This is a genomic window from Paraburkholderia sp. EG286A (genome assembly GCF_040965375.1).
Taxonomy (GTDB): Bacteria; Pseudomonadota; Gammaproteobacteria; order Burkholderiales; family Burkholderiaceae; genus Paraburkholderia.
In genome coordinates this window covers 351,886-377,113 of the sequence record NZ_JBFRCB010000001.1, presented here as the reverse complement: position 1 = coordinate 377,113, position 25,228 = coordinate 351,886, and the positions used below count along the sequence as shown (strand labels likewise).

23 protein-coding genes are annotated in these 25,228 nt (G+C 65.5%); 11 read left to right on the top strand and 12 right to left on the bottom strand.

Annotation, left to right across the window (positions count from 1 at the left end):
• Positions 1-12: 12 nt before the first annotated feature.
• The 4 genes from AB4Y35_RS01765 to AB4Y35_RS01750 all read right to left on the bottom strand — a co-directional run bounded on the left by AB4Y35_RS01765 (position 13) and on the right by AB4Y35_RS01750 (position 4,431).
• Positions 13-546, bottom strand: coding sequence for a hypothetical protein (locus AB4Y35_RS01765; protein ID WP_368703103.1), 534 nt, complete (start codon positions 544-546; stop codon positions 13-15).
• Positions 543-1,304: a methyl-accepting chemotaxis protein gene (locus AB4Y35_RS01760; RefSeq protein WP_368703102.1), complete on the bottom strand. Its 762-nt coding sequence runs from the start codon at positions 1,302-1,304 to the stop codon at positions 543-545. The genes AB4Y35_RS01765 and AB4Y35_RS01760 overlap by 4 nt, the downstream gene beginning before the upstream one ends.
• Positions 1,305-1,307: 3 nt before the next feature.
• Positions 1,308-3,677, bottom strand: coding sequence for a HAMP domain-containing protein (locus tag AB4Y35_RS01755; protein ID WP_368703101.1), 2,370 nt, complete (start codon positions 3,675-3,677; stop codon positions 1,308-1,310).
• A gap of 202 nt (positions 3,678-3,879) precedes the next feature.
• Positions 3,880-4,431 carry an N-acetyltransferase family protein gene (locus AB4Y35_RS01750; protein ID WP_368703100.1) on the bottom strand — a complete coding sequence of 184 codons (552 nt, stop codon included), beginning with the start codon at positions 4,429-4,431 and terminating at the stop codon, positions 3,880-3,882.
• A gap of 136 nt (positions 4,432-4,567) precedes the next feature.
• On the opposite strand from AB4Y35_RS01750, the gene AB4Y35_RS01745 reads away from it, so the two are divergent.
• Positions 4,568-5,395 carry an AraC family transcriptional regulator gene (locus AB4Y35_RS01745; RefSeq protein WP_368703099.1) on the top strand — a complete coding sequence of 276 codons (828 nt, stop codon included), beginning with the start codon at positions 4,568-4,570 and terminating at the stop codon, positions 5,393-5,395.
• A gap of 16 nt (positions 5,396-5,411) precedes the next feature.
• Here AB4Y35_RS01745 and AB4Y35_RS01740 read toward each other — a convergent pair whose 3' ends face one another.
• On the bottom strand, positions 5,412-5,999 hold the full coding sequence (locus AB4Y35_RS01740; RefSeq protein ID WP_368703098.1) for a LysE family translocator: 588 nt from the start codon (positions 5,997-5,999) through the stop codon (positions 5,412-5,414).
• A gap of 160 nt (positions 6,000-6,159) precedes the next feature.
• On the opposite strand from AB4Y35_RS01740, the gene cobF reads away from it, so the two are divergent.
• Positions 6,160-6,933, top strand: a complete 774-nt coding sequence (gene cobF / locus AB4Y35_RS01735) for a precorrin-6A synthase (deacetylating) (RefSeq protein WP_368703097.1) — start codon at positions 6,160-6,162, stop codon at positions 6,931-6,933.
• 58 nt (positions 6,934-6,991) lie between these two features.
• On the opposite strand, the gene AB4Y35_RS01730 is transcribed toward cobF, so the two are convergent.
• The 4 genes from AB4Y35_RS01730 to AB4Y35_RS01715 form a co-directional block, all read right to left on the bottom strand.
• On the bottom strand, positions 6,992-7,702 hold the full coding sequence (locus AB4Y35_RS01730; protein WP_368703096.1) for a PepSY-associated TM helix domain-containing protein: 711 nt from the start codon (positions 7,700-7,702) through the stop codon (positions 6,992-6,994).
• Positions 7,699-8,382 (bottom strand): Fe2+-dependent dioxygenase, encoded by a 684-nt coding sequence (locus tag AB4Y35_RS01725; RefSeq protein WP_368703095.1) that lies wholly within the window; start codon positions 8,380-8,382, stop codon positions 7,699-7,701. The genes AB4Y35_RS01730 and AB4Y35_RS01725 overlap by 4 nt, the downstream gene beginning before the upstream one ends.
• A gap of 141 nt (positions 8,383-8,523) precedes the next feature.
• Complete coding sequence (locus AB4Y35_RS01720; RefSeq protein ID WP_368703094.1) at positions 8,524-10,692, bottom strand: TonB-dependent receptor; 2,169 nt, start codon at positions 10,690-10,692, stop codon at positions 8,524-8,526.
• Between the two features lie 370 nt (positions 10,693-11,062).
• Positions 11,063-12,076 carry a LysR substrate-binding domain-containing protein gene (locus tag AB4Y35_RS01715; protein WP_368703093.1) on the bottom strand — a complete coding sequence of 338 codons (1,014 nt, stop codon included), beginning with the start codon at positions 12,074-12,076 and terminating at the stop codon, positions 11,063-11,065.
• A 107-nt stretch (positions 12,077-12,183) separates the two neighbouring features.
• Here AB4Y35_RS01715 and AB4Y35_RS01710 point away from each other — a divergent pair, with 107 nt between their 5' ends.
• Positions 12,184-13,479: a gallate dioxygenase gene (locus tag AB4Y35_RS01710; protein WP_368703092.1), complete on the top strand. Its 1,296-nt coding sequence runs from the start codon at positions 12,184-12,186 to the stop codon at positions 13,477-13,479.
• 54 nt (positions 13,480-13,533) lie between these two features.
• Here the strand turns inward: AB4Y35_RS01710 and AB4Y35_RS01705 are convergent, their stop codons facing one another.
• Positions 13,534-14,433, bottom strand: coding sequence for a glutamate/aspartate ABC transporter substrate-binding protein (locus AB4Y35_RS01705; protein ID WP_342919185.1), 900 nt, complete (start codon positions 14,431-14,433; stop codon positions 13,534-13,536).
• Between the two features lie 650 nt (positions 14,434-15,083).
• Between AB4Y35_RS01705 and AB4Y35_RS01700 the strand changes: the two genes are divergently transcribed.
• The 5 genes from AB4Y35_RS01700 to AB4Y35_RS01680 all read left to right on the top strand — a co-directional run bounded on the left by AB4Y35_RS01700 (position 15,084) and on the right by AB4Y35_RS01680 (position 21,746).
• Entirely contained in the window at positions 15,084-16,733 is a 1,650-nt protein-coding gene (locus AB4Y35_RS01700; protein ID WP_368703091.1) for a methyl-accepting chemotaxis protein, read from the top strand.
• Positions 16,734-17,187: 454 nt separating this feature from the next.
• Positions 17,188-17,433, top strand: a complete 246-nt coding sequence (locus AB4Y35_RS01695) for a hypothetical protein (protein ID WP_028207914.1) — start codon at positions 17,188-17,190, stop codon at positions 17,431-17,433.
• Between the two features lie 267 nt (positions 17,434-17,700).
• Positions 17,701-18,690 carry a DedA family protein/thiosulfate sulfurtransferase GlpE gene (locus tag AB4Y35_RS01690; protein WP_368703090.1) on the top strand — a complete coding sequence of 330 codons (990 nt, stop codon included), beginning with the start codon at positions 17,701-17,703 and terminating at the stop codon, positions 18,688-18,690.
• Between the two features lie 46 nt (positions 18,691-18,736).
• Entirely contained in the window at positions 18,737-20,485 is a 1,749-nt protein-coding gene (locus tag AB4Y35_RS01685) for an FAD-dependent oxidoreductase (protein WP_368703089.1), read from the top strand.
• Positions 20,478-21,746, top strand: a complete 1,269-nt coding sequence (locus AB4Y35_RS01680; RefSeq protein WP_368703088.1) for a winged helix-turn-helix domain-containing protein — start codon at positions 20,478-20,480, stop codon at positions 21,744-21,746. The genes AB4Y35_RS01685 and AB4Y35_RS01680 overlap by 8 nt, the downstream gene beginning before the upstream one ends.
• A 47-nt stretch (positions 21,747-21,793) precedes the next feature.
• Here the strand turns inward: AB4Y35_RS01680 and AB4Y35_RS01675 are convergent, their stop codons facing one another.
• Entirely contained in the window at positions 21,794-22,069 is a 276-nt protein-coding gene (locus AB4Y35_RS01675; protein WP_028207911.1) for a hypothetical protein, read from the bottom strand.
• Between the two features lie 628 nt (positions 22,070-22,697).
• On the opposite strand from AB4Y35_RS01675, the gene AB4Y35_RS01670 reads away from it, so the two are divergent.
• Positions 22,698-23,009, top strand: coding sequence for a thioredoxin family protein (locus tag AB4Y35_RS01670; RefSeq protein ID WP_368696554.1), 312 nt, complete (start codon positions 22,698-22,700; stop codon positions 23,007-23,009).
• A gap of 99 nt (positions 23,010-23,108) precedes the next feature.
• Here the strand turns inward: AB4Y35_RS01670 and hpaR are convergent, their stop codons facing one another.
• Positions 23,109-23,507 (bottom strand): homoprotocatechuate degradation operon regulator HpaR, encoded by a 399-nt coding sequence (gene hpaR / locus AB4Y35_RS01665; protein ID WP_368703824.1) that lies wholly within the window; start codon positions 23,505-23,507, stop codon positions 23,109-23,111.
• 188 nt (positions 23,508-23,695) lie between these two features.
• Between hpaR and AB4Y35_RS01660 the strand changes: the two genes are divergently transcribed.
• Positions 23,696-24,466 (top strand): fumarylacetoacetate hydrolase family protein, encoded by a 771-nt coding sequence (locus AB4Y35_RS01660; RefSeq protein WP_368703823.1) that lies wholly within the window; start codon positions 23,696-23,698, stop codon positions 24,464-24,466.
• Positions 24,463-25,218, top strand: coding sequence for a fumarylacetoacetate hydrolase family protein (locus AB4Y35_RS01655; RefSeq protein ID WP_368703087.1), 756 nt, complete (start codon positions 24,463-24,465; stop codon positions 25,216-25,218). The genes AB4Y35_RS01660 and AB4Y35_RS01655 overlap by 4 nt, the downstream gene beginning before the upstream one ends.
• Positions 25,219-25,228: the final 10 nt, after the last annotated feature.

The window sequence follows — 25,228 nt, the reverse complement described above, 5'->3', positions numbered from 1 at the left end:
CGTTCTCTACCTTCAAAACAATTCGAGTTCGCCCGCGCTGTCGTGCACTTCGACCGCTGCGGTGCTCGCCACGAAATCGAGCGGCGCTTGCGTGCAGACGCACAGCGTGGCGCCGAGCCGAACATCGTGATCGATCGTGAGCGCATACGACTGCACGTAATCGGGCTTCAGTTCGCGCAGATACGGCAGGCACCCACTGCTGAGCGCATAGGGCGTGGACATGCCGAGGTCGGGGAAATGCTCGACCAGCTGCTGGTTCATGGCTCCGCAGCACAGGTTGCCGAACTCCATGAAGCATTCGGTGAGCGCGCGCGCGGCGTCACCCACGTAGTAGCGCTGCGTGCGCTCGTCATCTTCGAAGTGCAGCAGCAACAGCAGGCGGAACTGCATCGACGAAATCGTCAGCACGACCAGACGCTCGCCCTGGGGCGCGTCGCCCGCACGCGGCTCGATTTCGCAGCTGTGCTGCGCGTCGGTCACGAGACGCATGCGCGCCGCCGCGAAAAAAATCCGCTCGATGCTGTCCTTCGCGTGCGTGCCGATCATGCGTGCGCCCCGGCGCGCGTCGCTTCGAGCTGGTGATGCAGCTGCTGCGTCGACGCTTCCACGCTCGCGAGCGTCGCCGCGATCATCTTGCCGCCCGCCTGAATGTCCTGGAACGTCGCGGCCGTGATGAGGTCGTTGCGGTTCAGGCTGTCGCGATAGCTCTTCGAGAGTTCCTGCGAGCGCGTGGCCAGCGAACGCACCTCGCCCGCCACGATCGAGAAGCCGCGCCCGGCCGCGCCCGCGCGCGCCGCTTCGATCGAAGCGTTGAGCGAGACGATCAGCACATGGCTCACGATCGACGACAGCTCCTGGTTCTTCTTGTGCATGTCGTTGTTCTGCGCCATCAGCGAGATCATCTGCTCGTGCCAGCGCTCGAACGTCGACGACATGAGCTTCAGGCGCGAAGCCTCGCTCGCGATGCGCGCCGCGTGCTGCATGGCGTCGTCACGCTGCGCGCGCTCGCCGGCGAGCGCCGCTTCGAGTGCGTCGGCCACGGACCGGCGCTGGGCGAGTTCCGCGCGCAGCGACTCGATCTGCGCAGCCAGCCCCTCGTGTTCTCGCGCGGCGTCTTGCTGCTGCGCCGCGTGCTGGGCCTGAGCCTGTGCAAGCACGGCCGCATGCGCGGCGTCCTGCGCGCGCGCTACCTCACGTGCCTGCGTTTGTGCGCGCTTGCCCCACGCGACGGCCAGGCCGGCCGCCACGGCGACGAGCGCCGCGCCTTCGATCAAATACGGTAAGACCACTTCCACCCCCGCCATGCGCTAGCCCGCCAGCGCTTCCTCTTGCTTTGCCTGCGTTGCATCCGTCATCTTTACGGCCCACTGCTGCGGCAAACGCACGACGGTCTGGAAATGCCGGTAATCGGCGCCTGCACGGTCATCGGTGAAACGCAGTTCGATGGCGCCGCCCTCGCGTTCGAGGAAATCGCGCACCGCGTCCATGCCCACGCCGCGGCCCGAGACTTCGGTCACGCTCGCCGCGGTCGAAAAGCCGGGGCGGAAGATGAACGCCGCGATTACGTCGTCGCTCACCGCTTCATAGGCCTGCAGCCAGCCGCGCTCCACCGCGATGCCGCGAATGCGCGCGAGCGCGAGGCCGCGGCCGTCGTCGGCGAGCGTCAGTTGCAGCGCACCGTTGTGCACGTTCACGTCGATGTCGATATGACCCGACTCGTCCTTGCCGATTACGCGGCGTTGCGCCGGCGTTTCGATGCCGTGGTCGAGCGAGTTGCGCAGCAGGTGCATGAACACGTTCTTCACTGTGCCGGCGGCCTCGCTGCGCAGGCGATAGCCGTTGTCGGCGATCTGCACCACCGGTTCGACCTTGCCGAGTTCCAGGGCGAGCGAGGGCAGCGAACCGGTCACGCCCGCGAGCGCATCGGCCACGCGCTCGGTGCCGATGGCGCGCAGCGTGGCGCGCAGTTCGGCGCGCATCGCACGCAGTGCGGGCAGGTCGTTGTCGTCGGTGCGATCGACGATGCGCAGCGTCTCTTCGATCGCTTCGCGTGTGACCGTGAGGCTCGCCGCGCCGTTTTGCGCGCCAGCCGCACGCGGGCCGCGCCCGAGGCTCACTTCGTTGATGCTCGTATAGTGCTCGAGCGCCGTCTTCACGCGCTCCAGATCGTCAATCAGTGCCTGCTGGTCCCACGTGTGGCTCGTGTCTTCGCGGCGCAACGCGTCGTAGCGCTGCTCGACTTCGTGCACCACGCCCGTGAGATGCTGCAGGCTGTACGTGCGCGCATTGCCCTTGATCGTATGCATGTTGCGGAACAGCGCGGCAATCGCGCTCGTGTCCGCGCAGTCGTGCTGGCGAATGATGTGCTCGTTCTCGTGAATGAAGCTCGTCGAGCTTTCCACGAAGTGATGGAACTTCTCTTCGCTCACCGCAAGAATTTCGCCGATCATTTCGAGGCGGCGCTTCTGCTCGCCCGCTTCGGCCGCGAGTTCGCGCAGCTCCGTCACGTCGCGCACGCACAGCATGAGGCGCACGACCACGTCGTTTTCGTCGGTAATGGCCGACCAGCTCAGGTCGAGCACCTTCGCGCGGCCATCGGGCAGCGTGCGCGTGATCTCGTTCACGAGCAGATGTTGATTGAACGCGAAGTTCACGTCGTCTTCGCCAAGGCACGCGTGCACGGCGGCGTCGATCTGCGCGAGGGTGTCGGCGTCGAGATCCGTATGCGAGAACACGAGGCCCATCAGCGAACGGCCCGCAATCTCGTTCGTTTCGAAGATTGCCTCTAGATACGCCGAATATTCGTTGTGGATCGTCGCGCCTTCCACCACCGTGAGAATGCCCTGCTGCATGTTCTGCAGCATCGCCTGAATGTCGGCAGTCTTGCGCTTGAGCTGCGCGGAGCTCTGCTGGATCTTCTCGATCATGCCGTTGAAGGCGACGATCGAATGACCGATTTCGTCCATGCGGCCCACGGGCACGCGGCGCGTGAAGTCCTGGCTCGATGCGATCTCGCTCATCATGGCCTGCATGCGCGAGAGCGGCCGCGTGATCTGGCGGTACAGCAGCGCGCCGATGAGCGTGAGCAGCAGCACCGCGCCGCCCGTCACGCCGGCAATCGCGCTCGTCGTGGTGTCGAGCGTGCCGTTGAGCGTGCGGATGGCGTCGTCCTTCTGGCGGTTCTTTTCCACGCGCATCGTCGTGACGATGCCTTCGAGTTCGTCGCGGTACTGCGCGACGTTCGCGAAGAGATAGGCCTGCGCGAGTTCGTTCTTGCCGCTCGCCTTCATCTTCGCGGTGTCGTCGATCGCGGAGAAGTAATTCGCGAGGCTTTCCTGCGCCTGCGAAACCAGGCCTTCCTGCGCGTGGCTGGCTGCCGCCTTGCGCTGCACGTCGAGCGCGGCGCGCAACGCGGCTTCCTTGTCCTTGAGTTCGTTTTGCGCAAGCGACGCCACCGTGGCGTCGGGTGCGTAGACGAGCGTCATGGTGGCGAGCTGCACGTCTTTCACGAGCGACACGAGGTCGGATGACGCGAGGGCGCTCGGCACGACGCCCTGGGTAACCTGGCGGACGTCGGTGGCGCTGCGGCGGGCCTGCAAGGCCGCGTAGCCGCCGATGGCGGACAGCGCGACGAACATCAGGACGATGAGTAGCGTGATGCGGTGACGAATGGTCATGTCGAAATCCCCGGGCCTTCGTCGCGCCGGCTGCGCTATGGTTGCGCAGCTCGGGACACGTCGGCCAATTTATTCGCGGTGGATTATCGACGTTCAGGTATGACGAAATGATGACTACGCATAATTCGCCCGAGCGCACTGTGCGTTACACCACACTTGACGTCCGCTCTGCGTTGCGCGTTGTCCGGCCACGGCGTGACGCTCAGTCGGGCACGGCGGGGTCGTCGAGAAAGAGCACCATGAGTTCGTCGTCGGCGTACTCGCCGTCGATGCACAGGCCGCGGGGCTCGACCCCGTAGCGCACGAAGCCGCACGCGCGGTAGAGTGCCTGGGCACGGGGGTTCAGCACGCTCACCACCAGTTGCACCTGGAGCAGGCCTAGCGCGCGGGCATGAGCGATGGCTCCTTCCAGCAATTGCCTGGCGATGCCGGCGCCTCGCCACGCGGGATCGACAAACACGCCCCAAATGAGCCCCTTGTGCGCGAGCTTGCGGCGCGGCTCGCGCATGAGGCCGGTGATGCCGACGAGCGTGTCGCCCACGAATGCGCCGAATACGACCTGGTTCTCCGTGGCGCGCACCCGGGCCCGGGTCTCTTCGGGCGTGCGCTTCGATTCCTCTTCATAGGTCGGGACGATGCCGGCGGGATAATTTTCGGCCGCGTACAAACGCATGGCGTGAAACGCCTCGGCGTCCTGCTCGGTCAACGGGCGAATCGTTGCTTTCGTTGGCTTCGTCGGATTCGTTTCGTTCATGTGCAGTGCCTGGCAATGGAAAGGGAATGACTCGCGCGATTCGGACAAGCCTATCACGTCCCCCTGCCGGCTCGCGTTGCGCTAATATGGACCACCTGCGTCGCTCGATGCGCGCAGCATCACTCCGAGGTCTCCCATGCCGCAAGCCACGACGTCCGACGCTCAACCCTACTTCTGGCGCGACGCTGATCTGCCGTTCATCGAGGTGCGCGCCATCGCCGACGGCCGCAAGGTCCGCTACGGCCGTCACGCACACAGCACGTTCTCGATCGGCGCGGTCACGGGCGGGCGCAGCACCTACCTGAACGGGAGCACGCTCTCGCATATCAGCGCGGGCGCGGTGGTGGTCATCAACCCGGAAGTCGTGCACGCCTGCAACCCGGCCGCCGACGAGCCCTGGGCCTACCGCATGTTCTATCTCGACACCGCGTGGCTCGCGAATCTGCAACACGACCTGGGCTTCGGCGCGCACGAGGGCTTTCGCCCATTCGAACAGACCTTGAGCTGGGAGCGCGATTTGTTCGACGGGCTCAACGCGCTCTACGCGTTGCTCACCGATACGAATGAGTCGGCATTGCGCAAGGAATGCGCCGCCGTCGCCTATTTCTCGAGGCTCCAGCAGTCCCTGAATCCTGCGCCGGTCAGCGCACGCGAACCGAACGAGCGCCTCGCGCGCGCGGCCGAATTCATCGACGGCAACTACACGCGCACGCTCAAGCTCGAAGAGATCTGCGCCGCCGCCGATCTTTCGCCTTCGTACCTCATTCGCGCGTTTCGCGAGCAATACGGCATGACGCCGCACGCGTATGTCGTGAACCGCCGGATCGAGTTTAGCCGCGCACAACTGCGTCGCGGGCACGCCATTGCCGATGTGGCGGCGCAAGCGGGTTTCGCCGATCAAGCACATCTGCAGCGCGCGTTCCGCCAGTTCGTTGCCGCGACGCCTGGCCAGTATCGCGGCTAACGGAGCCGCCGCGCGTTCAGGCGAGCACCAGCCAGACTGCACTGCCCGCCAGCAACAACGCCATCGCGCGATTCACGAAACGCACGCGTGCGGGTTCGCGCAAGGCCTGGCGCAGCGACGCGCCCGCCCACGCCCAGCACGCAATCGACACGTAGCACACCACGAAATAGATCGCGGCGAACTGCCAGACGAGCGCATTCTCGCCGGACGCCGCATACAGGCCCATGCCCGCCACCGAGGCGAGCCACGCCTTGGGATTGAGCCATTGCATCGTGGCGCCCACCATCAGCGAAGGACCGCGCGCCGCGTTCGGAGAGTCGATGCGGCCATCGTCGGTGGCGAGCCGGTACGCAACGTACAGCAGGAAGGCAACGCCCGCCCATTCGAGCGCGCGCGTGAGAAACGGCAGGCGCGCCAGCAGTTGCTGCATACCGAGACCGATCAGCAGCAGCAGCAATGTGAAGCCCACGGTCGCGCCCGTGACGTGGCGCAGGCTCGCGCGCAGCCCGTAGCGCGCGCCCGCGCTCAGCGCGACGATATTGACGGGTCCGGGGGTAATGGAAGTGGCCAGCGCGAAGGCGGCCATCGAGAAGGCAGTGCTCACGGTTTTCCTCGCTACGCTCAGGGGCGATCAACAAGCGTCGAGGGTAGACGCGCCCGCCGCCCGCGTATTGAAGAAAATTGCCCTGCCCGCGAGCGCGGCACGGCGCGGAACTCGCGCTATCATTGCGCCGCACCGACGACTCCCATTCCGGAACTGCAACGTGAAAAAGATCCTCATCATCGGCATCGGCGCGGGCGATCCGAAGTACCTGACCGTGCAGGCCATCGAAGCGCTCAACGCGGCCGACGTGTTCTTCGTGATGGACAAGGGCGCGGCCAAGGACAAGCTCGTCGCGCTGCGCAAGGAAATCTGCGCTCGCTTCATCAAGGACCACGACTATCGCATCGTGGAGGCCACGAGCCCTGAGCGGCGCCGCGACGAAGGCCTCGATTACAAGGCCGCCGTGGACGAGCTCAACCGCGACAAGCAGCGCGTATTCGAGCGCCTGATCGAAGAGGAATTGACCGACGGCCAATGCGGCGCGTTTCTCGTCTGGGGCGACCCGTCGCTCTACGACAGCACGATCCGCATTCTCGATTCGATCCTGGCCGATGGCCGGCTCGCGTTCGACTTCGAGGTGATTCCCGGCATCAGCAGCGTGCAGGCGCTCGCGGCGAAGCATCGCGTGCCGCTCAACTTCATCGGCAAACCGGTGAGCATCACGACGGGAAGGCGGCTCGCGGAGGGCGGTTTTCCGCAGGACGTGGACAGCGCGGTGGTCATGCTCGACGCGCAGAACGCGTACGCGCAGCTCGCGGGCGAAGCACTCGATATCTACTGGGGCGCCTATGTCGGCACCCCCGACGAGATCCTGATGGCGGGCCGGCTCGAAGACGTGAAAGACGAGATCGTCCGCGTTCGCGCCGAGGCGCGCGAAGCGAACGGATGGATCATGGACACCTATCTGCTGCGCAAGCGCGGCGTGAAAGACTGAAATCGAACGGGCGCGAACCTCGGCGTTCGCGCCCGTTGCCGGGTTCACACGTCGAGGCTTACGCCAGCCCCACGCATACCGCCACGATAATCGAGCCGAACAACAGCACGGCGCCCACCGTCTTGCGCCTGTTCAGCTCCGTCCACAGCAGCACGCCCGTGAGCGAAAGCAGAATGAGCGCCCCGGCGAAGCTGTCGATGAACAGCACCCAGCCGACGCTCATCCCCGTACCCTTGTGCAGGTTCGTGATCGTCGAGACGAGCGAGTTGTCGTTGCGCTTGAGCGTGAGCTTGTCGTTACCCACCCAGTACTCGACCATCACGCTCTCGCCGGGCGACGTGAACATCATCTGCCAATGCTCGGGCTGCACGACCTCGCGGTCGCCCCAGGCCACGTTGTGCTCGGGCTCCTTCTGCACGCGGCCCATGCGCGCGGGCAACTTGAGATCCGGTTGCGAGCGCAGCCATTTCACCATCTCACGCGGCGTTTCGGGCGCGGGGTCGGGCACGGCGATCTGCACCGTCGAGACTTGCGGCGCGCCCGGCGAAATGCGCAGCGGTTCGGCGCGATGGTTGAGCACGAATCCCGTTGCGCCGAACAGCAGGCCGAGCGCCGCACCCCACAGGCCTACCCAGCCGTGCACCTTGCGCAGCCACTTGATGAAGGTCGCACGGCGCGAGCGCTTCGCGCGCTCGTCGCGCTGTTCGGCGTCGAGATGCGTGCGCGGCGTTACCGGCGCGTCGATCTCGGCGGTATCGGAAAAGCTCATGTTTCACTCCAGAGTCGCAAAAGATTGTGGTAGCAGCCCACGAGGCTGCGCCGCGCCTGGGCGTCGGCGTCGCTTGCGTTCAGGCGCTGGATGGCGGTGTCCATGTCGAAGAGCAGCGCGCGCTTCGTGTCGTCGCGCACGAGGCTCTGCACCCAGAAAAAACTCGCCACGCGCGCGCCGCGCGTGACCGGCGTGACCTGGTGCAGGCTCGTGGCCGGATAGACGATCATGTCGCCCGCCGGCAGCTTGACCTCCTGCACCCCGTAGGTGTCTTCGACCACGAGTTCGCCGCCGTCGTATTCGTCGGGCGACGAGAGAAACAGCGTGCAGGAAACGTCGGTGCGCAGCTTCACGCCGTTGGGCAGCACACGCACTGCGCCATCCACGTGGCTGCCGAACGTCATGCCGCCTTCATAGCGGTTGAAGAGCGGCGGATACACCTGGTTGGGCAGCGCCGCGCTGATGAAAAGCGGATTGCGCTCGATGGCCGCGAGCACCATGTCGCCGAGCTCGCGTGCGATGGGCGTGTGCTCGGCGATCTGCACATTGCGCTTCACGGGCGCACCCGACCAGCCGGCCGTTGCGCGGCCGTCTACCCAGGCGTCGCCTGCTTGATCGAGCCGCGCGCGCAGCGTGCGCACCTGCTCGGGCGTCAATACGTTGGGGACGTGAACCAGCATCGTCAATTCCTTCGTTGTGCCGCATAAGCGGCAAGGCGGCCGCATGCATGTGCATGCGCGCCGTTACGCAAAAAGCCCGCATTATGCGGGCTTCGCGCGACGGCACGCAAAAAGGCAGCGCGCACGCGTAGCACTCGGGTGTCAGAACCGGTAGTCGGCCGTCGCGAGGAACGTGCGACCGATACCCGGCACCGACCGCCCACCGTCCGACTGGATGAGGGCGTCGTAGTAGAACTTGTTGGTCAGATTCAGCAGATTGAGCCGCACGTCCCACTTCTTTTCGTGGTACGCGGCCGTTGCATCCCAGCGGGTGTAGCCGCCGGTTTCCACATAATTCGTGTTCGCTGCGTAACGCGCCGACATATAGGTCGGCCCGCCGCCAATTTCCCAGTGCGGCGTGAATGCGTACGTGGTCCACAGCGTGAAGGTATTGCGCGGCGTATTCGCCGGCGTGTTGCCCTGGGTGCCGTCGAGCGCCTTGAGGACCACGCCGTCCATGTAGGTGTAGCCTGCGAACACCTGCCACTTGTTCGTAATGTGGCCCGTCGCGCCCGCCTGGAAGCCGCGCACGCGAATGTCGCCTTCGAGCGTGTACTCACCGGTCGAAGTCTGCGTGCGCGCGTTGTCCATCTCCTGCTGAAAGAATGCCGACGTCACCGAAAGATTGCCGCCCAGCAGGTCCCACTTCGCGCCGACTTCATACGACTTCGTATGTTCGGGCGAGAGGTTTTGCGTGTTGTTCGTGACCGTGAGCGCTTCGAGCGATGGGTCGAACGACGTGCCGTACGAGAAGTAGTACGACTGCCAGTCGGTCGGCTGATAGATCGCCCCCGCGCGCACGCTCGTGAACGTGTTGGTTTGATCCGCGTACGCCGGCGCGCTGATCGTGTTGGCGATATGCGCCTGGAAGCGATCCCAACGCACGCCGCCGATGAGCTTCCAGTGCTCGCCGATCGACATGGTCTCGTTGAAGTAGGCCGCGAACGTGTTTGCGCCCGACGCCGCGTGATTGCCGACCGTCGTCGTGACGTTCGAAGGCGTCGAAATATAGACCGGGTTGAGCAGCGAGAGAATCGGCAGGTTGTTACGCGTATAGGCCTGATTCGTGTAGCTGTCGTGGCCCACCTCGACGCCCGCGAGCATCTCGTGCTTCAGAAAGCCCGTGGTGAACTTGTATTGCGCCATCGTATCGTTGTAGATCGAGTGGTTCTCGATCACGCGATCGTGGCTCGCCAGCTTGATGTAGAGATCTTCGAGCGGCAGGTTCGTGAAGTTGCCGTTCTTGAGCGCCGTGCTCGAAGCAAGCGGGCCCGTCAGCACCGCGCCGGGCGCGGTCTCGCGCGCGTCCGTGAGCGAGTGCGAGAACTGCGTCTGGTTGGTGAGCTTGAACTGGTCGTTGAAACGGTGCTCCACGCGCGCCTGCACCGTCTGCACGTCCTGGATCGTGCGGTCGTCGGTCAGGCCGTAGAACGTGCTCTTCGAAGGCGCGAACGGACGGCCGTTGATCGCCTGCACGCCGTAGTCCGGCATGTCGTAGTTGTGCTGAATGAGCGCCGAGATCGTGACCTCGGTCGGCGTGCCGATGCCGAAGCGCAACTCGGGCGCGAAACCGTAGTCCTTGTTTTTCATCACGTCGCGCGTCGAACCCATCGACTGGCCGAACGCATTCAGACGAAAGGCGGCGTGATCGCCGAGCGGACGGTTCACATCGAGCGTCGCGCGATAGCGGTCGTCGGTGCCGATCGTGGTCGACACTTCGGTGAGCGGCTTGAGGTTCGCCTGCTTCGTGACCTGGTTGATGACGCCGCCCGTGGAGCCGCGGCCGAACAGCATCGACGAGGGGCCGTAGAGCACTTCGATCGATTCGAGGTCGAAGGTGTCGCGGTAGTACTGGTTGCGGTCGCGAAAGCCGTCGAGGTAGATGTCGTTTTGCGCCGTGAAGCCGCGCAGGTTGATGTTGTTGCCGATCTGGCCGCCTTCCGCGCCGCCGATGGTGATGCCGGGCGCGTTGCGCAGCGCGTCCTGGAACGACGTGGCGCCCTGCGACTGCATCACGGCCTTGTTGATCACCGTGACCGACTGCGGAATGTCGCGCAGCGCGGTGGGCGTTTTCGCGCCGACGGTCGAGCGATCCGCCTGGAAGTCCTGGGCATCGCTTTGGGCGGATACGGCGATCGTGGGCAGCGTGGTGGTGTTCGTGGCGCTTGCCGCCGTAGCGGCGGCAGGCTCGCTTTGGGCGAGTGCAGACGAAGCGAAAGGCACAGCAAAGGTCAGCGCGAGCGCACTCGCGAGCGGCGTCCGGTTCAACATGAGGTCCCTGTACACGGCGTATGACCCGGCCGTGCGACACGCGCGGATAGCTGGCGTGGACGACACGGGTCGATTGGCTGGCTGGGCCGCCCCGAAAGGACCGAGGGAAACGACGCTAGGCTGGCTGGTCTTGTTGTTTGGCCGCGAAAATGTCCGCGGTAATGAGAATCGATATCATTCCATATCTTGCATATTCTTTCAAATGGAATTGGCGTTTTAGCGACACCGTTTTAGCGACACCATTGGTGACATCAAGGTAAATGTAATTTTACGAATGACGAAAGAATGGGCACGCCGATGAATCGTCTGATCAAAGTCTTTGCGCGCGCCGAATATCATCTGCATGCCGAAATAAATTCAAAATCTTGCTCTAGGTCAGCTGCGCGCATTCGCGCAATTGCTGCGCGAGGGCGCCAATCGCCTCGTCGAGCGTAGCGGTGCTGCGCCGGAGAATACCGATCGGCTCGACGCCCTGCGGGGCCGGCACGTCGATCTGCACGAGCAGCCCCGCGTCGATGTCGCTCTGTGCGACACGCTGCGGCACGATCCACACGGCGTCCGAGCCGGAAACGATCAGGCGCGCCACGGAGGCCGACTGCGTTTCGATCGCGCCTTCGGGCACGGCGAAGCCATGCGTTTCGAAAAACGCCTCGGTGTGATGACGCGGCGCGGTGCGCTCGCCCGCGATCACGAGCGCAAACCCGAGCACGTCGCCGAGCGCGGGCGCAACGCTGTCGTTCGCAAGCGGATGTCCCGCCCGTACGACGACGAGCAGCGACTCCGTGTAGAGATATTCGAACGACACGCCCTGCATCATCGCCGGCTCGGCCATGCGCCCCACCATCAGGTCGAGGTCGCCGGCTTTCACCGCCCGCAGGAGTTCGGCATTCGAGTCGGTGTGAATCTTCACGCCCGCTTGCGGGTGCAAAGCCTTGAAACGCAGGAGCGCTTTCGGCAGCAGCGCTGTCGCCACGGTTGGCAACGCGCCCAGGCGCACCGCTGGCACGGCATGCGCGTCCTGCCGCGCCAGCGCGAGGGCGGACGCTGCGACCGCGCGCGTGGCGTCGAGCGCATAGCGCAGGAAGCGCTCGCCCTGCGCCGTCAGCGCCGCGCCGTTTCTGCCGCGCTCGACGAGGCGCACGCCCGCCCATTGCTCGAGTTCCACGAGCGTTTTCGAAACGGCTGGCTGGCTCAGATGCAGACGCGCCGCGGCGCGCGCGAGCGTGCGCTCCTGGGCGATCGCCACGAAACAGTTCAGATGCCGCAGCCGCAGCCTCGACGCCAGCTGCCGCTGGGCCTCGTCTGCCGCCTCGCGGGCGGCGTCTGCGTGGATGTCCGCCTTGCTGGCCGACGCCGGCCGCCGCCGGGATGCCTTATTTTCCATAATCTGAAGTTATGGAATTTTCGCGAATAAGTCAATTTACATAACCTGCCGTCAACCCTACATTGGCGCCATCCACATCAATCACCCGCGACAAGGAGCAGGGAGACATGGCCACGATCGTTGGCGGCATCGCCGTTTCGCACACCCCGACCATCGGCTTCGCGCACGACGCGCACAAGGAGCAGGATCCCGCCTGGGCGCCGATCTTCGAGAGCTTCGAGCCGGTCAAGCGCTGGCTGCGCGAGCAGCAGCCCGACGCCATCGTCTACGTCTACAACGACCACGTGACGTCGTTCTTCTTCGACCACTACTCGGCGTTCGCGCTCGGCATCGGCAACGAATATGCGGTCGCCGACGAAGGCGGCGGCGTGCGCGACCTGCCCGGCATCGGCGGGCACGCGGCGCTCGCGCGGCATATCGGCACGAGCCTCATGAGCGATGAGTTCGACATGTCGTTCTTCCAGGACAAGCCGCTCGACCACGGCTTCTTCTCGCCAATGTCGGCGCTGCTCGACCGCACGGAAACGGGCTGGCCCACGCGCGTGGTGCCGCTGCAGGTGGGCGTGCTGCAATTCCCGATTCCGACCGCTCGCCGTTGCTTCAAGCTCGGCCAGGCGCTGCGGCGGGCGATCGAAAGCTACCCCGAGGACCTGCGCGTGGTGGTGATGGCGACGGGCGGCCTCTCGCACCAGGTGCATGGCGAACACGCGGGCTTCAACAACGTGGACTGGGACCACCGCTTCCTCGACGCCATCACGAACGACCCGCAGGCGCTCGCCGACATGACGCACGCCGAGTACGCGCAACTGGGCGGGCTCGAAGGCGCCGAAATCATCATGTGGCTGATCATGCGCGGCGCGCTGAGCGGCAACGTGAAGCAGGTGCACAGCGGCTATTACCTGCCTTCGATGACGGGCATCGGTACGCTCGTGCTCGAGAACACGGCGATGACGCCGGCGGGCGACGCGCAGGCGCGGCACCGCCAGCACATGGCGCGGCAACTGGCCGGCGCGGAGCAGCTCACGGGCACCTACCCGTTCGGGCTCGAGTCGAGCGTGAAGGCGTATCGCCTCAACAAGTACCTGCACGCGATGATCGACGAGGGACATCGGCGCGCGTTTCTCGCCGACCCGGAGCGCTCGTTTAATGAGGCCGGGCTGACCGAAGAGGAAAAGGTTCTCGTGCGCCGCCGCGACTGGCGCGGACTGATTCACTACGGCGTGATCTTCTTCATGCTGGAAAAGCTCGGCGCAGTCGTCGGGACTTCGAACCTTCACATCTACGCGGCCATGCGCGGCGAGACGCTCGAAGACTTCCTCAAGACGCGCAATACGCGCGTGCTGTATTCGGTGGCGGGGGATGTGGAAGCGACCGAAGAATGGCAGGAAGGGGAAGCGAAATAAGCGTGCGTGACGCAGCGGCCGCCCGCTTGCGGCCGCCGCATTGAAATCCTGCGATCAGTCGAGCGCCCGATCATTCGGATGCGCAAACAGCGCCCGATTCTCGTTGGACAACGGATAGTTCAGGTTCATCCCCTTGGGCGGCACGGGCTGCGTAAACCACTTCGTGTACAGCCGCTGCGCTTCACCCGAAGTCTGCATGCGAGCGATCACGCCATCGGCCAGTTTCTTGAAGACGGGATCGTCCTTGCGCACCATGCAGCCATAAACCTCCGAAAGCGGCGGCGTACCGGTGATCACGTAGTCCTGCTGGTCCGCCTCCTTGGCCCGCGCCCCGTACAACAGCGGCTCGTCCATCACGAACGCGACCGCGCGCCCCGTCTTCACGTTGAGAAACGACTCCGCGTGGTCCTTGGCGGCGATGAGTTGCATGCCCATCTTCTTGTCGTTGTTCATCTCGCGCAGCAGCCGGTCCTCCGACGTGCCCGCCGTGGTCACCACCGTCTTGCCTGCGAGATCGGGGAAATCCTTGATGCCGGAATCCTTTTTCGCAATCAGGCGCACGCCGTACTGAAAGAAGCTGTTCGTGAACGCGACCTGGTTGTCGCGCTCCTTCGTGTGCGTGGTCGAACCGCACTCGATATCGATCGTGCCGTTCTGCACGAGCGTGATGCGGTTCTGCGAAGTGATCGGAATTTCCTTGACCGTGAGCTTGTCGAGCTTCAGCTCCTTTTTCACCTCGTCGACGATCTTCAGCGCGATGTCCTGCGCATAGCCGATCGTGTGTTGCTCGCTGTCGTAGTAGGAGAACGGCACTGACGATTCCCGCACGCCCAGGGAAATCACGCCTGTATCGCGGATTTTTTTGAGGGTAGCGCTCGTGGCGTCCTGCGCCTGAGCCGGTGCGAGATACGTGCATCCCATGACGACGGCTGCGAGCGTTGTAACTTTTTTCATTGAGTCTCCTCCGGATGGTCCGTCGGCGCTTCGTGCGCCGCACCCGAGTATTCATGCCTTGCAGCGAGGCGGCAATTGAAATCGGTTACGTCGACATAACTCAAGGTTAAGTCGCCGGTGAAGGCGCGCCGTTCGAAGCGCCGCCGTCGAGGCCGGTTTCGTTGGCAACACGAACCGTTCCGCGCGCCATGACTTGTCCACATATTTTGTTGGCAGCCCTGTGCGTAACCGTTGGAAGACCGCATCAAGTCCTTGATGCGTTTCGGTTAACCCATGGCGTTCCCAATCGCGGCAACAGCGTCTCGCAGCGCCTCGAAACGCACCCGTCTTTTCCACAGATTTTGTTGGCAGCCCTGTGCACAACTTCTGGACAGCGAACCTAAGTCACTGATCGCAAACGTCAATGCGCCAAGCGACAGAGAAGTTGCACGTTTTGGAGGCACTGGACTTGTCCACAGTTAACGGGGAAAAGTCTGTGCATACACCCCCCAACATCCGCGCCAATCCATTGATAGCACAACGGATTTTCTCGCTGCGCGCGGATCGGCCCTGACGCGCCTCACGCGTGCATATCCCTAAAGTTTGTAAGGGAAATGCCGTTATGCCTCGCTGTGTTGTTGGGTCTCAAGCGGCCCCATCGAAGGAATCTCATGCGCAACAATCAACCCGTCACGCAACAGGAATTCGACTATCCCGCTTCGCAGATGCTCGTCTCGGCCACCGACCTCAAGGGCCGCATTCAGTACTGCAATCCTGCGTTCGTCGCGGTGTCGGGCTTTACGAAAGAAGAGCTGATCGGCAAGGCACATAACATCATTCGTCATCCCGACATGCCGGCCGAAGCCTTCGCCGACTTGTGGGAGACCGTGCGCGATGGCCGTCCCTGGACCGCGATCGTCAAGAACCGCCGCAAGTCCGGCGACCACTACTGGGTGCGCGCGAACGTAACGCCCGTCGCCGAGCAGGGCACGGTGGTCGGCTATCTGAGCGTGCGCGTGAAGCCCACGCGCGAAGAAATCCGCGCGGCCGAAGCCTTCTACGCGCAAATGCGCGAGGGCCGTCTGCAAGGCGTGCGGCTGCGCCACGGCTCGGTGGTGCGCACGGGACTCGTGGGCGCGCTGCAGTCGCTGCTGCGCGTGCCGATCGCCACGCGTATCGCCTTCGGCTATGGCGCCGTGCCCGCCGTGTTCGCCGCGGCCGGCTTCGCCGCCTGGCAGGGGCTGCCGCCGCTGCCGTTCTGGGGCGCGTTCGGCGCGGCCTGCGTGTGTGCGCTCGGCGCCTGGCGTCTCACCACGCGCCACCTCGGCGCGCCGCTCGCGCAGATGACCTCGGCCTCCACGCGCATGGCCGCGGGCGACCTCACGGCCACGCTCGCGGTCGCCACCAACGACGATCTCGGCGACGTGCTCCAGGCGCTCAACCAGTTGCAGGCCAATCTCACGGCGATCGTGTTCGACGTGCGCTCGCAGATCGACGGCATGCTCGACGCCGCGCACGAAATCTCGAGCGGCAATCTCGATCTCTCGCGCCGCACCGAAATGCAGGCCGCATCGCTCGAAGAAACCGCCGCCACGATGGATCAACTCACGACCACCGTGGAGGCCAACGCCGAAGCCAGCGCCCGCGCGCTCGATCTCGCGCGCGACGCGCAGTCCGCCGCCGCGGAGGGCGGCTCGATCGCCGCGCAGATGGAGCGCACGATGACGGGCATCACCGACGCGTCGCGCCGGATCAGCGACATCACCGGCGTGATCGACGGCATCGCGTTCCAGACCAACATCCTCGCCCTCAACGCCGCCGTCGAAGCCGCGCGCGCCGGCGAGGCCGGCCGCTCGTTCGCCGTGGTGGCGGGCGAGGTGCGCATGCTCGCGCAGCGCTGCGCGGCGTCGGCAAGAGAGATCAAGCAGGTCGTGGACGCCAGCGTCAACGAGATCGCCGAAGGCACGCGCCTCGTCGGCAACACGACTGCGCAGATGCGCTCGATCGACGAAGCCGTGAGCCGCGTCTCGTCGATCATCACCGAGGTCGCGAACGCAAGCGGCGAGCAGGCCGAAGGCATCCGCCAGGTCAATCAGGCCGTCGCGCATCTGGACAGCGCCACGCAGCAGAACGCCGCGCTCGTCGAGCAGGCCGCCGCCACGGCGCAGCGGCTCGCCGAGCAGGCCGACGTGCTCGACGAGGCCGTGCGCCTCTTCACCGTGGCAGGCGCCGAAGCGGAAAAGCGCGCGAAGCCCGCCCGCACCCCGGCGCGCCGCCAGAGCGTCAATCTTGCCGAAGCGGCCGCGGAGATCGCGGCATAACAACCGGCTCGCACGCCGCGCCGCAAACGCAATCGGCTGGCTTCGCCTATTGGTCTGAGAGATCGGCGTTAGTCCCATCTCGACAGTGCGGCGCGCGGGCGGCACCATAAAAACCGTCAGCAAGCCGTACCCCGGTTTGCTGATCCGAGTAACAACGGCGTTTCAACGGCTCGCCCGGCCTGCCCGGGTGGGCCGTTTTTTCTGTTGCGCCCGCCTGGTGCCTGGCATCGCTTTGCTTCGCAACCATGACAGCGGTGCAACGCGCAACGCATTTCGCATGGCCCGTTGCAGGGCGCGCAAAAACGGGCGTTGCGGCGGCGAGTCGCGTTACACTGGCTGGCCAGGGTCGCGGCAAAGCGATCTCGCTGTGTGTGTCTGCGCTCACTTGCATAAACACGCCGCGCAGCCGACCCCGTACAATGGCTCGACCACCCAACGCACGAGGACAACATCAATGCGCACGACCGGGTCTTCCGGAAACATGACCCTGCTCACCGAGCATGACGACGCGACCGGACGCGAACTGCGTTCACTGCGCCTCGAATCGGCGGCCGACGGCAAAAGCCTCTTGCTGGTCGAAGTCGACGAGCGCAAGCCGGGCATCCATCGCGAAGTGCGTTACGAAATCACGCCGGCCGAGCTGATCGCGGCCATTCGCGCACAAGGCGCCGAGCTGCCCGGGGAATCACACACGCGTTAAGCGCACGGAAACCGGCGACACGAACGCGGCACGCGCAGTCTCGTGTGCCGCGTTCTGTCGCTTTCCGCTCATCGCGCGCATCTCGCGAACACCTCGCGTTTCTCTCGTTTCAATCCGGCGCTTTTTTCATATGCCTGCCCCACCCGGCAGGCATTCTCACGCGCGTGCAGGGGGGTCGCTTGCACGCCTTCGAAATGCGTCCATAATCTTTACGTTACCCTCCTATCTTTCCCGTTCCTCGCCTCACGGCGCAACGGAAGTAAGCCGATGCTACATGACCTCATCGCGCAATACGGGCCTGCGCTGGTGTTCATCAATGTGCTTGCCGGATCGCTTGGGCTGCCCGTGCCCGCGATGCCCGCGCTCGTGTTGTTCGGCGCGATGGCGGCCATGCATCCCGGTTCGATCGGCCAGCAGGTCGCGCCGGTGCTCGGGCTCGCCATCTTCGCCATGCTGATTGGCGACAGCGTGTGGTTCATGGCCGGGCGCCTCTACGGCGGCAACACGCTCAAGACGCTCTGCAAGCTCTCGCTTTCGCGCGACACCTGCGTGAAAAAAACCGAGCGCTTTTTCGGCCGCTGGGGCGTGCGCGTGCTCGCCGTCGCCAAGTTCGTGCCGGGGCTGTCGCTCGTGTCCGTGCCGATGGCCGGGGCGATGGGCGTGCCCTACCGCCAGTTCGTCGGCTTCGACGGCATTGGCGCGGCGTTGTGGTCCGGCACCGGCCTGCTCGTCGGCGTGATGTTCGCGCCGCAGATCGACATGCTGATGAGCGGCGCGAGCCGGCTTGGCCGCTTCGCACTCGTCGTGGTGGCCGTGCTGCTCGTGCTCTACGCGACCTACCGCTGGCAACGCCGCCGCCAGCTCATCAAAAAGCTCGCGAACGCGCGCATCACGGTGGAAGATCTTTACCGCGCGATGGGCGCCAAGCCGCCGCCGGTCGTGTTCGACATTCGTTCAGAAGAAAAGCGCAAGCTCGATCCGTACATCATCCCCGGTGCGTTGTTCGCCGACGAGCGCAAGCTCGAAGACATCGTCGGCAAGTACCCGAACGACCAGAAGCTCGTGATCTACTGCTCGTGCCCCAATGAAATTTCCGCGGCCTGGATGGCGAAGAAGCTCGCCGAGGCCGGCTTTACCGACGTGGTGCCGCTACTGGGCGGTCTCGATGCGTGGCGCGACGCCGGCCGCACGCTCGAGTCGCTCCAGCTGCACGCCCACGCCGACGTCCCGGTCAACATCACGCCTAAAGCTGTCTGATCCGGGCGGCCCGCTCCCGAGCCGCCCGCACGAGGAGAACCGCCAGATGGGCACGATCACCGAAGCCGAGGTTCCGGAATCCGCGGAACTTCCTTCCGCGAGCCGCCACTCCGACACGCAGCCGCAACCCGCCGAAGCGCCGTTCTCGACGCTCTCCACGCGGCGCCACCAGATGTTCCCCGAGCTCAACGACGACGAAATCGCGCGCCTCTCGCGCTTCGGCGAGGAGCGCCATTGGTCGGCAGGGGAGTTGCTCTTTCGCACGGGCGAAACCGGCCCCGGCATGTTCGTGCTGCTCTCCGGTTCGGCGAAAGTGTCCCAGCGCGACGGGCTGGGCCGCGAAAGGCTCATCGTCGAGCATGGGCGCGGCCATTTCCTCGCCGAAGTGGGCCAGCTTTCGGGCGGCCCGGCGCTCGTGGACGGCACGGCGCTCGAACCTGTCGATGCGATCCTGATTCCGCCCGAGCGGCTGCGCGCGGCCATCGTCGCCGAAGCCGAACTCGGCGAGCGCATCGTGCGCGCGCTGATCCTGCGCCGCGTCTCGCTGATCGAAAAGGGCGCGGGCGGCCCGATTCTCGTGGGCAAGCACGACGATCCCACGCTCGTTGCGCTGCAAGGCTTCCTTTCGCGCAACGGCCATCCGTATTCCGTGCTCGACGAGCGCGACGAAGGCATGCTTTGCGGCGTGATCGAGCGCTTCGCCGCGCGCTGCGAGGACCTGCCGCTCGTGATCTGCCCCGATGGCTCGGTGCTGCGCCGTCCCAGCGCGCCCGAACTGGCCACGTCCCTCGGCATCCTGCCCGAACTGGACGGCGAGCGCGTCTACGACGTCGCCGTGGTGGGCGCCGGACCGGCCGGTCTCGCCACGGCGGTCTATGCCGCTTCCGAAGGCCTTTCGGTGATCGTGCTCGACTCGCGCGCGCCCGGCGGCCAGGCGGGCGCCAGCTCGCGCATCGAAAACTATCTGGGCTTTCCCACCGGCATCTCCGGCCAGGCGCTCGCGGGCCGCGCGTTCGTGCAGGCGCAGAAGTTCGGCGCGCACGTGGCCATTCCGGTCTCGGTGCGCAAGCTGATCTGCGATGAGGAACCGCGGCGGCTCGAAACCTGTAGCGGCGATGTACGCGCGCATACGGTCGTGATCGCGAGCGGCGCCGTGTACCGCAAGCCCGCGATCGAGGGCATCGATCGCTACACGGGGCGCGGCATTTACTACTGGGCCTCGCCGGTCGAGGCGAAGCTTTGCAAGCACGAGAACATCGTGCTCGTGGGTGGCGGCAATTCGGCGGGCCAGGCGATCGTCTATCTCTCCACGCACGCGCGCCAGATCGACGTGCTGATCCGCAAGGCCGGTTTCGAATCGACGATGTCGCGCTATCTGATCGACCGGATCGCCTCGCTCTCGAACGTGCGCGTGCATGGGCACAGCGAGATCGGCGGCCTCGACGAAGACACGAGCGGCCTCGCCGCGGTGCGCCTGAAGATGCCGTGCCCGGAGGGCGTCGACCATTTCGATTCGCGCCATCTGTTCCTCTTCACGGGCGCGGACCCGAACACCGGCTGGCTGCGGGAATGCGGCGTGAAGCTCGACCCGCACGGCTTCGTGCTGACCGGCGACAACGAGTCGTGCAGCCTCGCGACTTCGGTGGAAGGCGTCTACGCGATCGGCGACGCGCGCGCGGGCTCGACCAAGCGCGTGGCCGCGGCGGTCGGCGAAGGCGCGGCCGTGGTCGCGCAGATCCACCAACGGCTCGCGGCGCTGCGGCCGGTGACGGTGGTCGCGGGCGTCCATGCGTGAGCGCGCTGCGGAGGTTGCAGAAGCGCCCACGCTTGCCGAAGCCGGTTCCTCGCTAGTGCTGCCGCTCGCGGCGGCCCGCACGCTGCACCTCGCGGCGCAGGGGCTGCTTGCGCCGCCGCGCCGCAAGGCGACCCAGGACGACGTGCTCGACGCGATCCGCCGCATGGCGCAGTTGCAGATCGACACGATCCACGTGGTCGCGCGCAGTCCCTATTTCGTGCTGTTCAGCCGCATCGGCGCGTTCGAGCCGGCGTGGCTCGACGCGCACCTCGCGCAAGGGCGCCTGTTCGAATACTGGGCGCACGAGGCCTGCTTCCTGCCCATCGAGGACTACGGGCTGCTGCGCCATCGCATGCTCGATCCTTCCGGCATGGGCTGGAAATACGCAGCCGAGTGGCATGACCAATACCGCGACGAGATCGACGCCCTGCTCGAGCGCATTCGCGCCGGGGGCGCCGTGCGTTCCGCCGACTTCGCGCGCGCCGAAGGCGCCAAAGGCAGCGGCTGGTGGGACTGGAAGCCGGAGAAGCGGCATCTGGAAGTGCTGTTCGCAACCGGCGCGTTGATGGTGGCCCAGCGGCACAACTTCCAGCGCGTGTACGACGTGGCCGAGCGCGTGCTGCCGCACTGGAACGACGCGCGCGACCTGCCGCCACGCGCCGAAGCGGAACGCGAGCTGCTGCTGCGCTCCTGCCGTGCGCTCGGCGTGATCCGCGCTGACTGGGCCGCCGACTACTTCCGCCTGCCGCGCCGCCCGTATGCCGATGCCCTACACGTACTCGCCGACGCGGGCGAGCTGCTGCCCGTGCGCGTGGAAGGCTGGAAGCACGACGCGTTCGTGCATAGCGAGCACGCGGCGCTGATCGGCGAAGCGGCGAGTGGCAAGCTCGCCTCCACGGTCACAACCCTGCTCTCGCCCTTCGATCCGGTGGTGTGGGATCGCAAGCGCGCGCTCGCGCTATTCGATTTCGATTACGCCATGGAATGCTATGTACCGGCTGCGAAGCGCAAGTACGGTTACTTCGTACTACCGATCTTGAATCGCGGGCGATTGATCGGGCGCATCGACGCGAAGGCGCATCGGGGGCAGCAGGTGTTCGAGGTGAAGTCGCTGCATCTGGAGCCCGGCGTGCGCGCGAGCGGCCGTCTGGTGGCCGACTTGCGCCGCGCGCTGCAGCGTTGCGCGGACTGGCACGGCACGCCGGAGCTGCGCATCGGCGCCGCGCCGGACGGCCTCGCGGCCGCCCTGCTGGCTGCGTGAGCGTGCGGCTGCCGACCCGCCAGAGCCGCCGCACGCGTTGAGAACGATTAGTGCTCCAGCTTGGCGCGCAGCTCGCGCGCGGCTTCGAGCAACCCTTCGTAGCCCGAACGCGCGTGTTGCGGCAGGTCGGGGTCGCCCACCAGCGCGCCCAGCGTTTCGACGAGGCTGAAGACGAGGCCCTTGGCCGCGCCCGCCGCGATCTTGCCGGACTTCACGCCTTCGTCGACGTGACTGAAGGCGGCGTTCAGACTCTCCAGATCCGGTTGCGATGAACCGGCGCCAGGCTTTTGAGCGTCCTGCTTTTGCTTGTCGTCGCTCGTCATGATGAAGTCGATCTCCCTTGGTGAGCAGTAGTCAAAAGAATCCCGCACTTTTCAATGTTATATACCCATCGGGTGCGGGCGTCCATTCGAGGCCCGGCAGCGCGAGGGCCAACGCCGGGCGCACTCCCGAATCTTCTCACCTTTGCCGCGCACACGCCGAGGCCGCGAGCGCGACGGCTTGTCGCTTCGTCACGCCCGGTGACTAAAAAAAGCCTTGAAATCAGGGCTAATGTGGGTTTCACACGATGGACCGGCAGGTGTTTCGCCTCGCTTCAAAGCCTCGCCGACGGCTCGCTTCGGCCTCTCCCGCAAACGCTCACCTTTGTGCTTCGAAGCGTGGATTCACGCCGCTTCGAGTGCGTCCGCCGATCGGTTCGCGCTCACCGCATCACGCGCTGGATTGGCGTTTCGCCCTTGTTTTCAAGGTACTTTTGCTCGTGACGGCGCAACCCGCGCGCTCGCACCGTTCCGTTCAAGGTGCGTGACCAGGTGCCAACCTGCTCACTCCCGAAAAGCCTCACCTATCGCGCAAACGTTCTTGTGGGCCCCCGATGCGAAGCCTGAACGATGCCGCGCGTTGCGGTATCGTACGTGGATGTCTGCAGATGCCATTACGAGGAATCACACGATGAGCTACGCCACGCACGCGCCCGCCCGCAACGAAATCGACTCGCTGAGCGGGGCCGCCGTCGTCGAATTCGGCACCGACTGGTGCGGCTATTGCCAGGGCGCGCAACCGCTGATCGGCGCGGCGTTCGAGCGCAATCCGCAGGTGCGTCGCCTGAAAGTGGAAGATGGACCGGGCCGCGCGCTCGGCCGCTCGTTTCGCGTGAAGCTCTGGCCCACGCTCATTTTCCTGCGCGACGGCGTGGAGGTCGCGCGTGTCGTGCGTCCGCAAAACGCCGCCGAACTCGACGAGGCGTTCGCTTCGCTCGCGTAGTCGCGCGCGGCCCTCCTACGCGGTCCGAACGATCTGCGCGGACCGCTCCCGAAAAGCCTCACCTTTGCCCGCGAGCGCGCCCGAAGGCGCGCGTCGCGCTCACGCCTCCAGGCCGGCGAGCAGATCGTCGATCGCGCGATACACACGCTCGACCACCTCCGGCCCCACCTCCGCTTCCAGCGCCTTGTAGCGCGCCTCCAGTTCCTTCGAAATCGCTTTCACGAGCTGATGGCTCTTCTTCGTGAGCGAGACGAGCACGCGCCGCTGGTCGTCGGCGAAACGCTCCTTCGTCACGAGCCCGAGGGTTTCCATACGCGCGAGCACGCCCGCCATGCTCGGGCTGGATATCGTGCAGAGGTCGGAAATCTGCCGCGGCTCGAGCGGTCCGCTTTCGTTGAGCGCGCGGATCACGCGCCACTGCTGCTCAGTGAGACCGTGCGACGTGATGAGCGGGCGAAAGCGTTCCATCATCTTTTCGCGTGCGCGCAGCAGCAGCATGGGCAGGTTGCGATGCGCAACGCGAGTGGTCGGACGCGAAGTATCGGACATGGCGGTTTCAGCTAAACGAGGAATTCGACGAACAGGCCCAGGGGAAACCCGAAAAATTCTCATCGACGATTGACGACGGATGATAGCAAGCGCACTATCACTCACATATTAGTGTTTCCGTGAAGCCCATCCAAGCCATGTTTTCCGTTGCCGATCATCTGCTGCACGTCGAAGGCGAGGCCTTGCCGCGCGACGTCAGCGTCGCCACCATGCGCGAGCTGCTCGCCACGGGCACGCGTTGCCGGGCGCCGGTGAGCGGCGCTGTCTACGGCACGCTGCTCAACGACCGCCACGCGCTAGAAGCGCTGGGCGACGCCGTGAACGCGCCCCCTTACAAGGCGCCGCCGCGCGCGCCCATCCTCTACCTGAAGCCGCGCAACACGCTCGCGGGCCACCGCACGCGCGTGGCCGTGCCGGGCGGCGAGGGCGTCCAGGTGGGCGCGTCGCTCGGCGTCGTGATCGGGCGCACCGCCGCGCGCGTCGCCGCACACGAAGCGTTCGATTACATCGCGGGGTATACGCTCGTGGCCGATCTGAGCGTGCCGCACGCGAGCGTCTACCGCCCCTCGGTGCGGTTTCGCGCGCGCGACAACTTCTGCGCCATCGGCCCCGCCGTGGTCGCGCGCCGGCATGTGGCCGATCCCGACGAGCTTGCCATTGCGGTGAACGTCGAAGGCGGCGCGGCCTTCCGTGCGACAACGGCTACGAACGTTCGCGGCGTCGCCCAGTTGCTCGCCGATGTCACCGACTTCATGACGCTCGCCCCCGGCGACGTCATCACGCTCGGCGTGCCGCATGGCGCACCCGTGGTGCAGGCCGGTGCGCGTGCAGCGATCTCCATTGGCGACTGGGCGCCACTCGAAATCGAATTCGTCGCGGCAGGTGAAGCGCAAGGAGTACAAGCATGACGCGCGGACGCGTCGCCTATGCAGGCGCCATCCATGAAGCCACGCCCGAAGGAAACCGCGTGCGGCTCGCCGACGGCCGCGTGTGCGAGGAGCACGAAGTCGTCTGGCTCGCGCCGTTCGAGCCCGGCACGATCTTCGCACTCGGGCTCAATTACGCCGAGCACGCCAAAGAACTGCAGTTCTCGAAGCAGGAAGAGCCGCTCGTGTTCCTCAAGGGGCCGGGCAGCGTGGTCGGCCATCGCGGCACCACGCGCCGCCCCGCCGACGTCACGTTCATGCATTACGAGTGCGAGCTTGCCGTCGTGATCGGCCGCACCGCGCAGCACGTGAAGCGCGAGGACGCCATGCAGTACGTGGCCGGCTACACGATCGCGAACGACTACGCGATCCGCGACTACCTGGAGAACTACTACCGCCCGAACCTGCGCGTGAAAAATCGCGATGGCGGCACCGTGCTGGGCCCCTGGTTCGTCGACGCCGCCGACGTCGCCGACGTCAACGCGCTCGGCCTGCGCACTTACGTGAACGGCGAACTCAAACAGAACGGCAACACGCGCGATTTCGTCACCGGCATCGCGGAACTCATCGAGTATTTGAGCGGCTTCATGACGCTCGCCCCCGGCGACGTCATCCTGACCGGCACGCCCGAAGGCGTCGTCAACGTGAATGCGGGCGACGAAGTGGTGTGCGAGATCGACGGTCTGGGCCGTCTCGTCAACACCATCGCGAGCGACGCCGACTACGGGCGCTGATCCGCCAACG

Excerpts from the sequence above, each read along its gene's own strand:
- AB4Y35_RS01745 (WP_368703099.1), top strand. The coding sequence starts at position 4,568 with ATGCCGCAAGCCACGACGTCCGACGCTCAACCCTACTTCTGGCGCGAC.
- AB4Y35_RS01680 (WP_368703088.1), top strand. The coding sequence starts at position 20,478 with ATGCGTGAGCGCGCTGCGGAGGTTGCAGAAGCGCCCACGCTTGCCGAA.
- AB4Y35_RS01710 (WP_368703092.1), top strand. The coding sequence starts at position 12,184 with ATGGCCACGATCGTTGGCGGCATCGCCGTTTCGCACACCCCGACCATC.
- AB4Y35_RS01755 (WP_368703101.1), bottom strand. The coding sequence starts at position 3,677 with ATGACCATTCGTCACCGCATCACGCTACTCATCGTCCTGATGTTCGTC.
- hpaR (WP_368703824.1), bottom strand. The coding sequence starts at position 23,507 with ATGCTGCTGCTGCGCGCACGCGAAAAGATGATGGAACGCTTTCGCCCG.
- AB4Y35_RS01720 (WP_368703094.1), bottom strand. The coding sequence starts at position 10,692 with ATGTTGAACCGGACGCCGCTCGCGAGTGCGCTCGCGCTGACCTTTGCT.
- AB4Y35_RS01750 (WP_368703100.1), bottom strand. The coding sequence starts at position 4,431 with ATGAACGAAACGAATCCGACGAAGCCAACGAAAGCAACGATTCGCCCG.
- AB4Y35_RS01700 (WP_368703091.1), top strand. The coding sequence starts at position 15,084 with ATGCGCAACAATCAACCCGTCACGCAACAGGAATTCGACTATCCCGCT.
- AB4Y35_RS01690 (WP_368703090.1), top strand. The coding sequence starts at position 17,701 with ATGCTACATGACCTCATCGCGCAATACGGGCCTGCGCTGGTGTTCATC.
- AB4Y35_RS01675 (WP_028207911.1), bottom strand. The coding sequence starts at position 22,069 with ATGACGAGCGACGACAAGCAAAAGCAGGACGCTCAAAAGCCTGGCGCC.
- AB4Y35_RS01695 (WP_028207914.1), top strand. The coding sequence starts at position 17,188 with ATGCGCACGACCGGGTCTTCCGGAAACATGACCCTGCTCACCGAGCAT.
- AB4Y35_RS01685 (WP_368703089.1), top strand. The coding sequence starts at position 18,737 with ATGGGCACGATCACCGAAGCCGAGGTTCCGGAATCCGCGGAACTTCCT.
- AB4Y35_RS01765 (WP_368703103.1), bottom strand. The coding sequence starts at position 546 with ATGATCGGCACGCACGCGAAGGACAGCATCGAGCGGATTTTTTTCGCG.
- AB4Y35_RS01660 (WP_368703823.1), top strand. The coding sequence starts at position 23,696 with ATGTTTTCCGTTGCCGATCATCTGCTGCACGTCGAAGGCGAGGCCTTG.
- AB4Y35_RS01670 (WP_368696554.1), top strand. The coding sequence starts at position 22,698 with ATGAGCTACGCCACGCACGCGCCCGCCCGCAACGAAATCGACTCGCTG.
- AB4Y35_RS01715 (WP_368703093.1), bottom strand. The coding sequence starts at position 12,076 with ATGGAAAATAAGGCATCCCGGCGGCGGCCGGCGTCGGCCAGCAAGGCG.
- AB4Y35_RS01705 (WP_342919185.1), bottom strand. The coding sequence starts at position 14,433 with ATGAAAAAAGTTACAACGCTCGCAGCCGTCGTCATGGGATGCACGTAT.
- AB4Y35_RS01730 (WP_368703096.1), bottom strand. The coding sequence starts at position 7,702 with ATGAGCTTTTCCGATACCGCCGAGATCGACGCGCCGGTAACGCCGCGC.
- AB4Y35_RS01760 (WP_368703102.1), bottom strand. The coding sequence starts at position 1,304 with ATGGCGGGGGTGGAAGTGGTCTTACCGTATTTGATCGAAGGCGCGGCG.
- AB4Y35_RS01725 (WP_368703095.1), bottom strand. The coding sequence starts at position 8,382 with ATGCTGGTTCACGTCCCCAACGTATTGACGCCCGAGCAGGTGCGCACG.
- AB4Y35_RS01655 (WP_368703087.1), top strand. The coding sequence starts at position 24,463 with ATGACGCGCGGACGCGTCGCCTATGCAGGCGCCATCCATGAAGCCACG.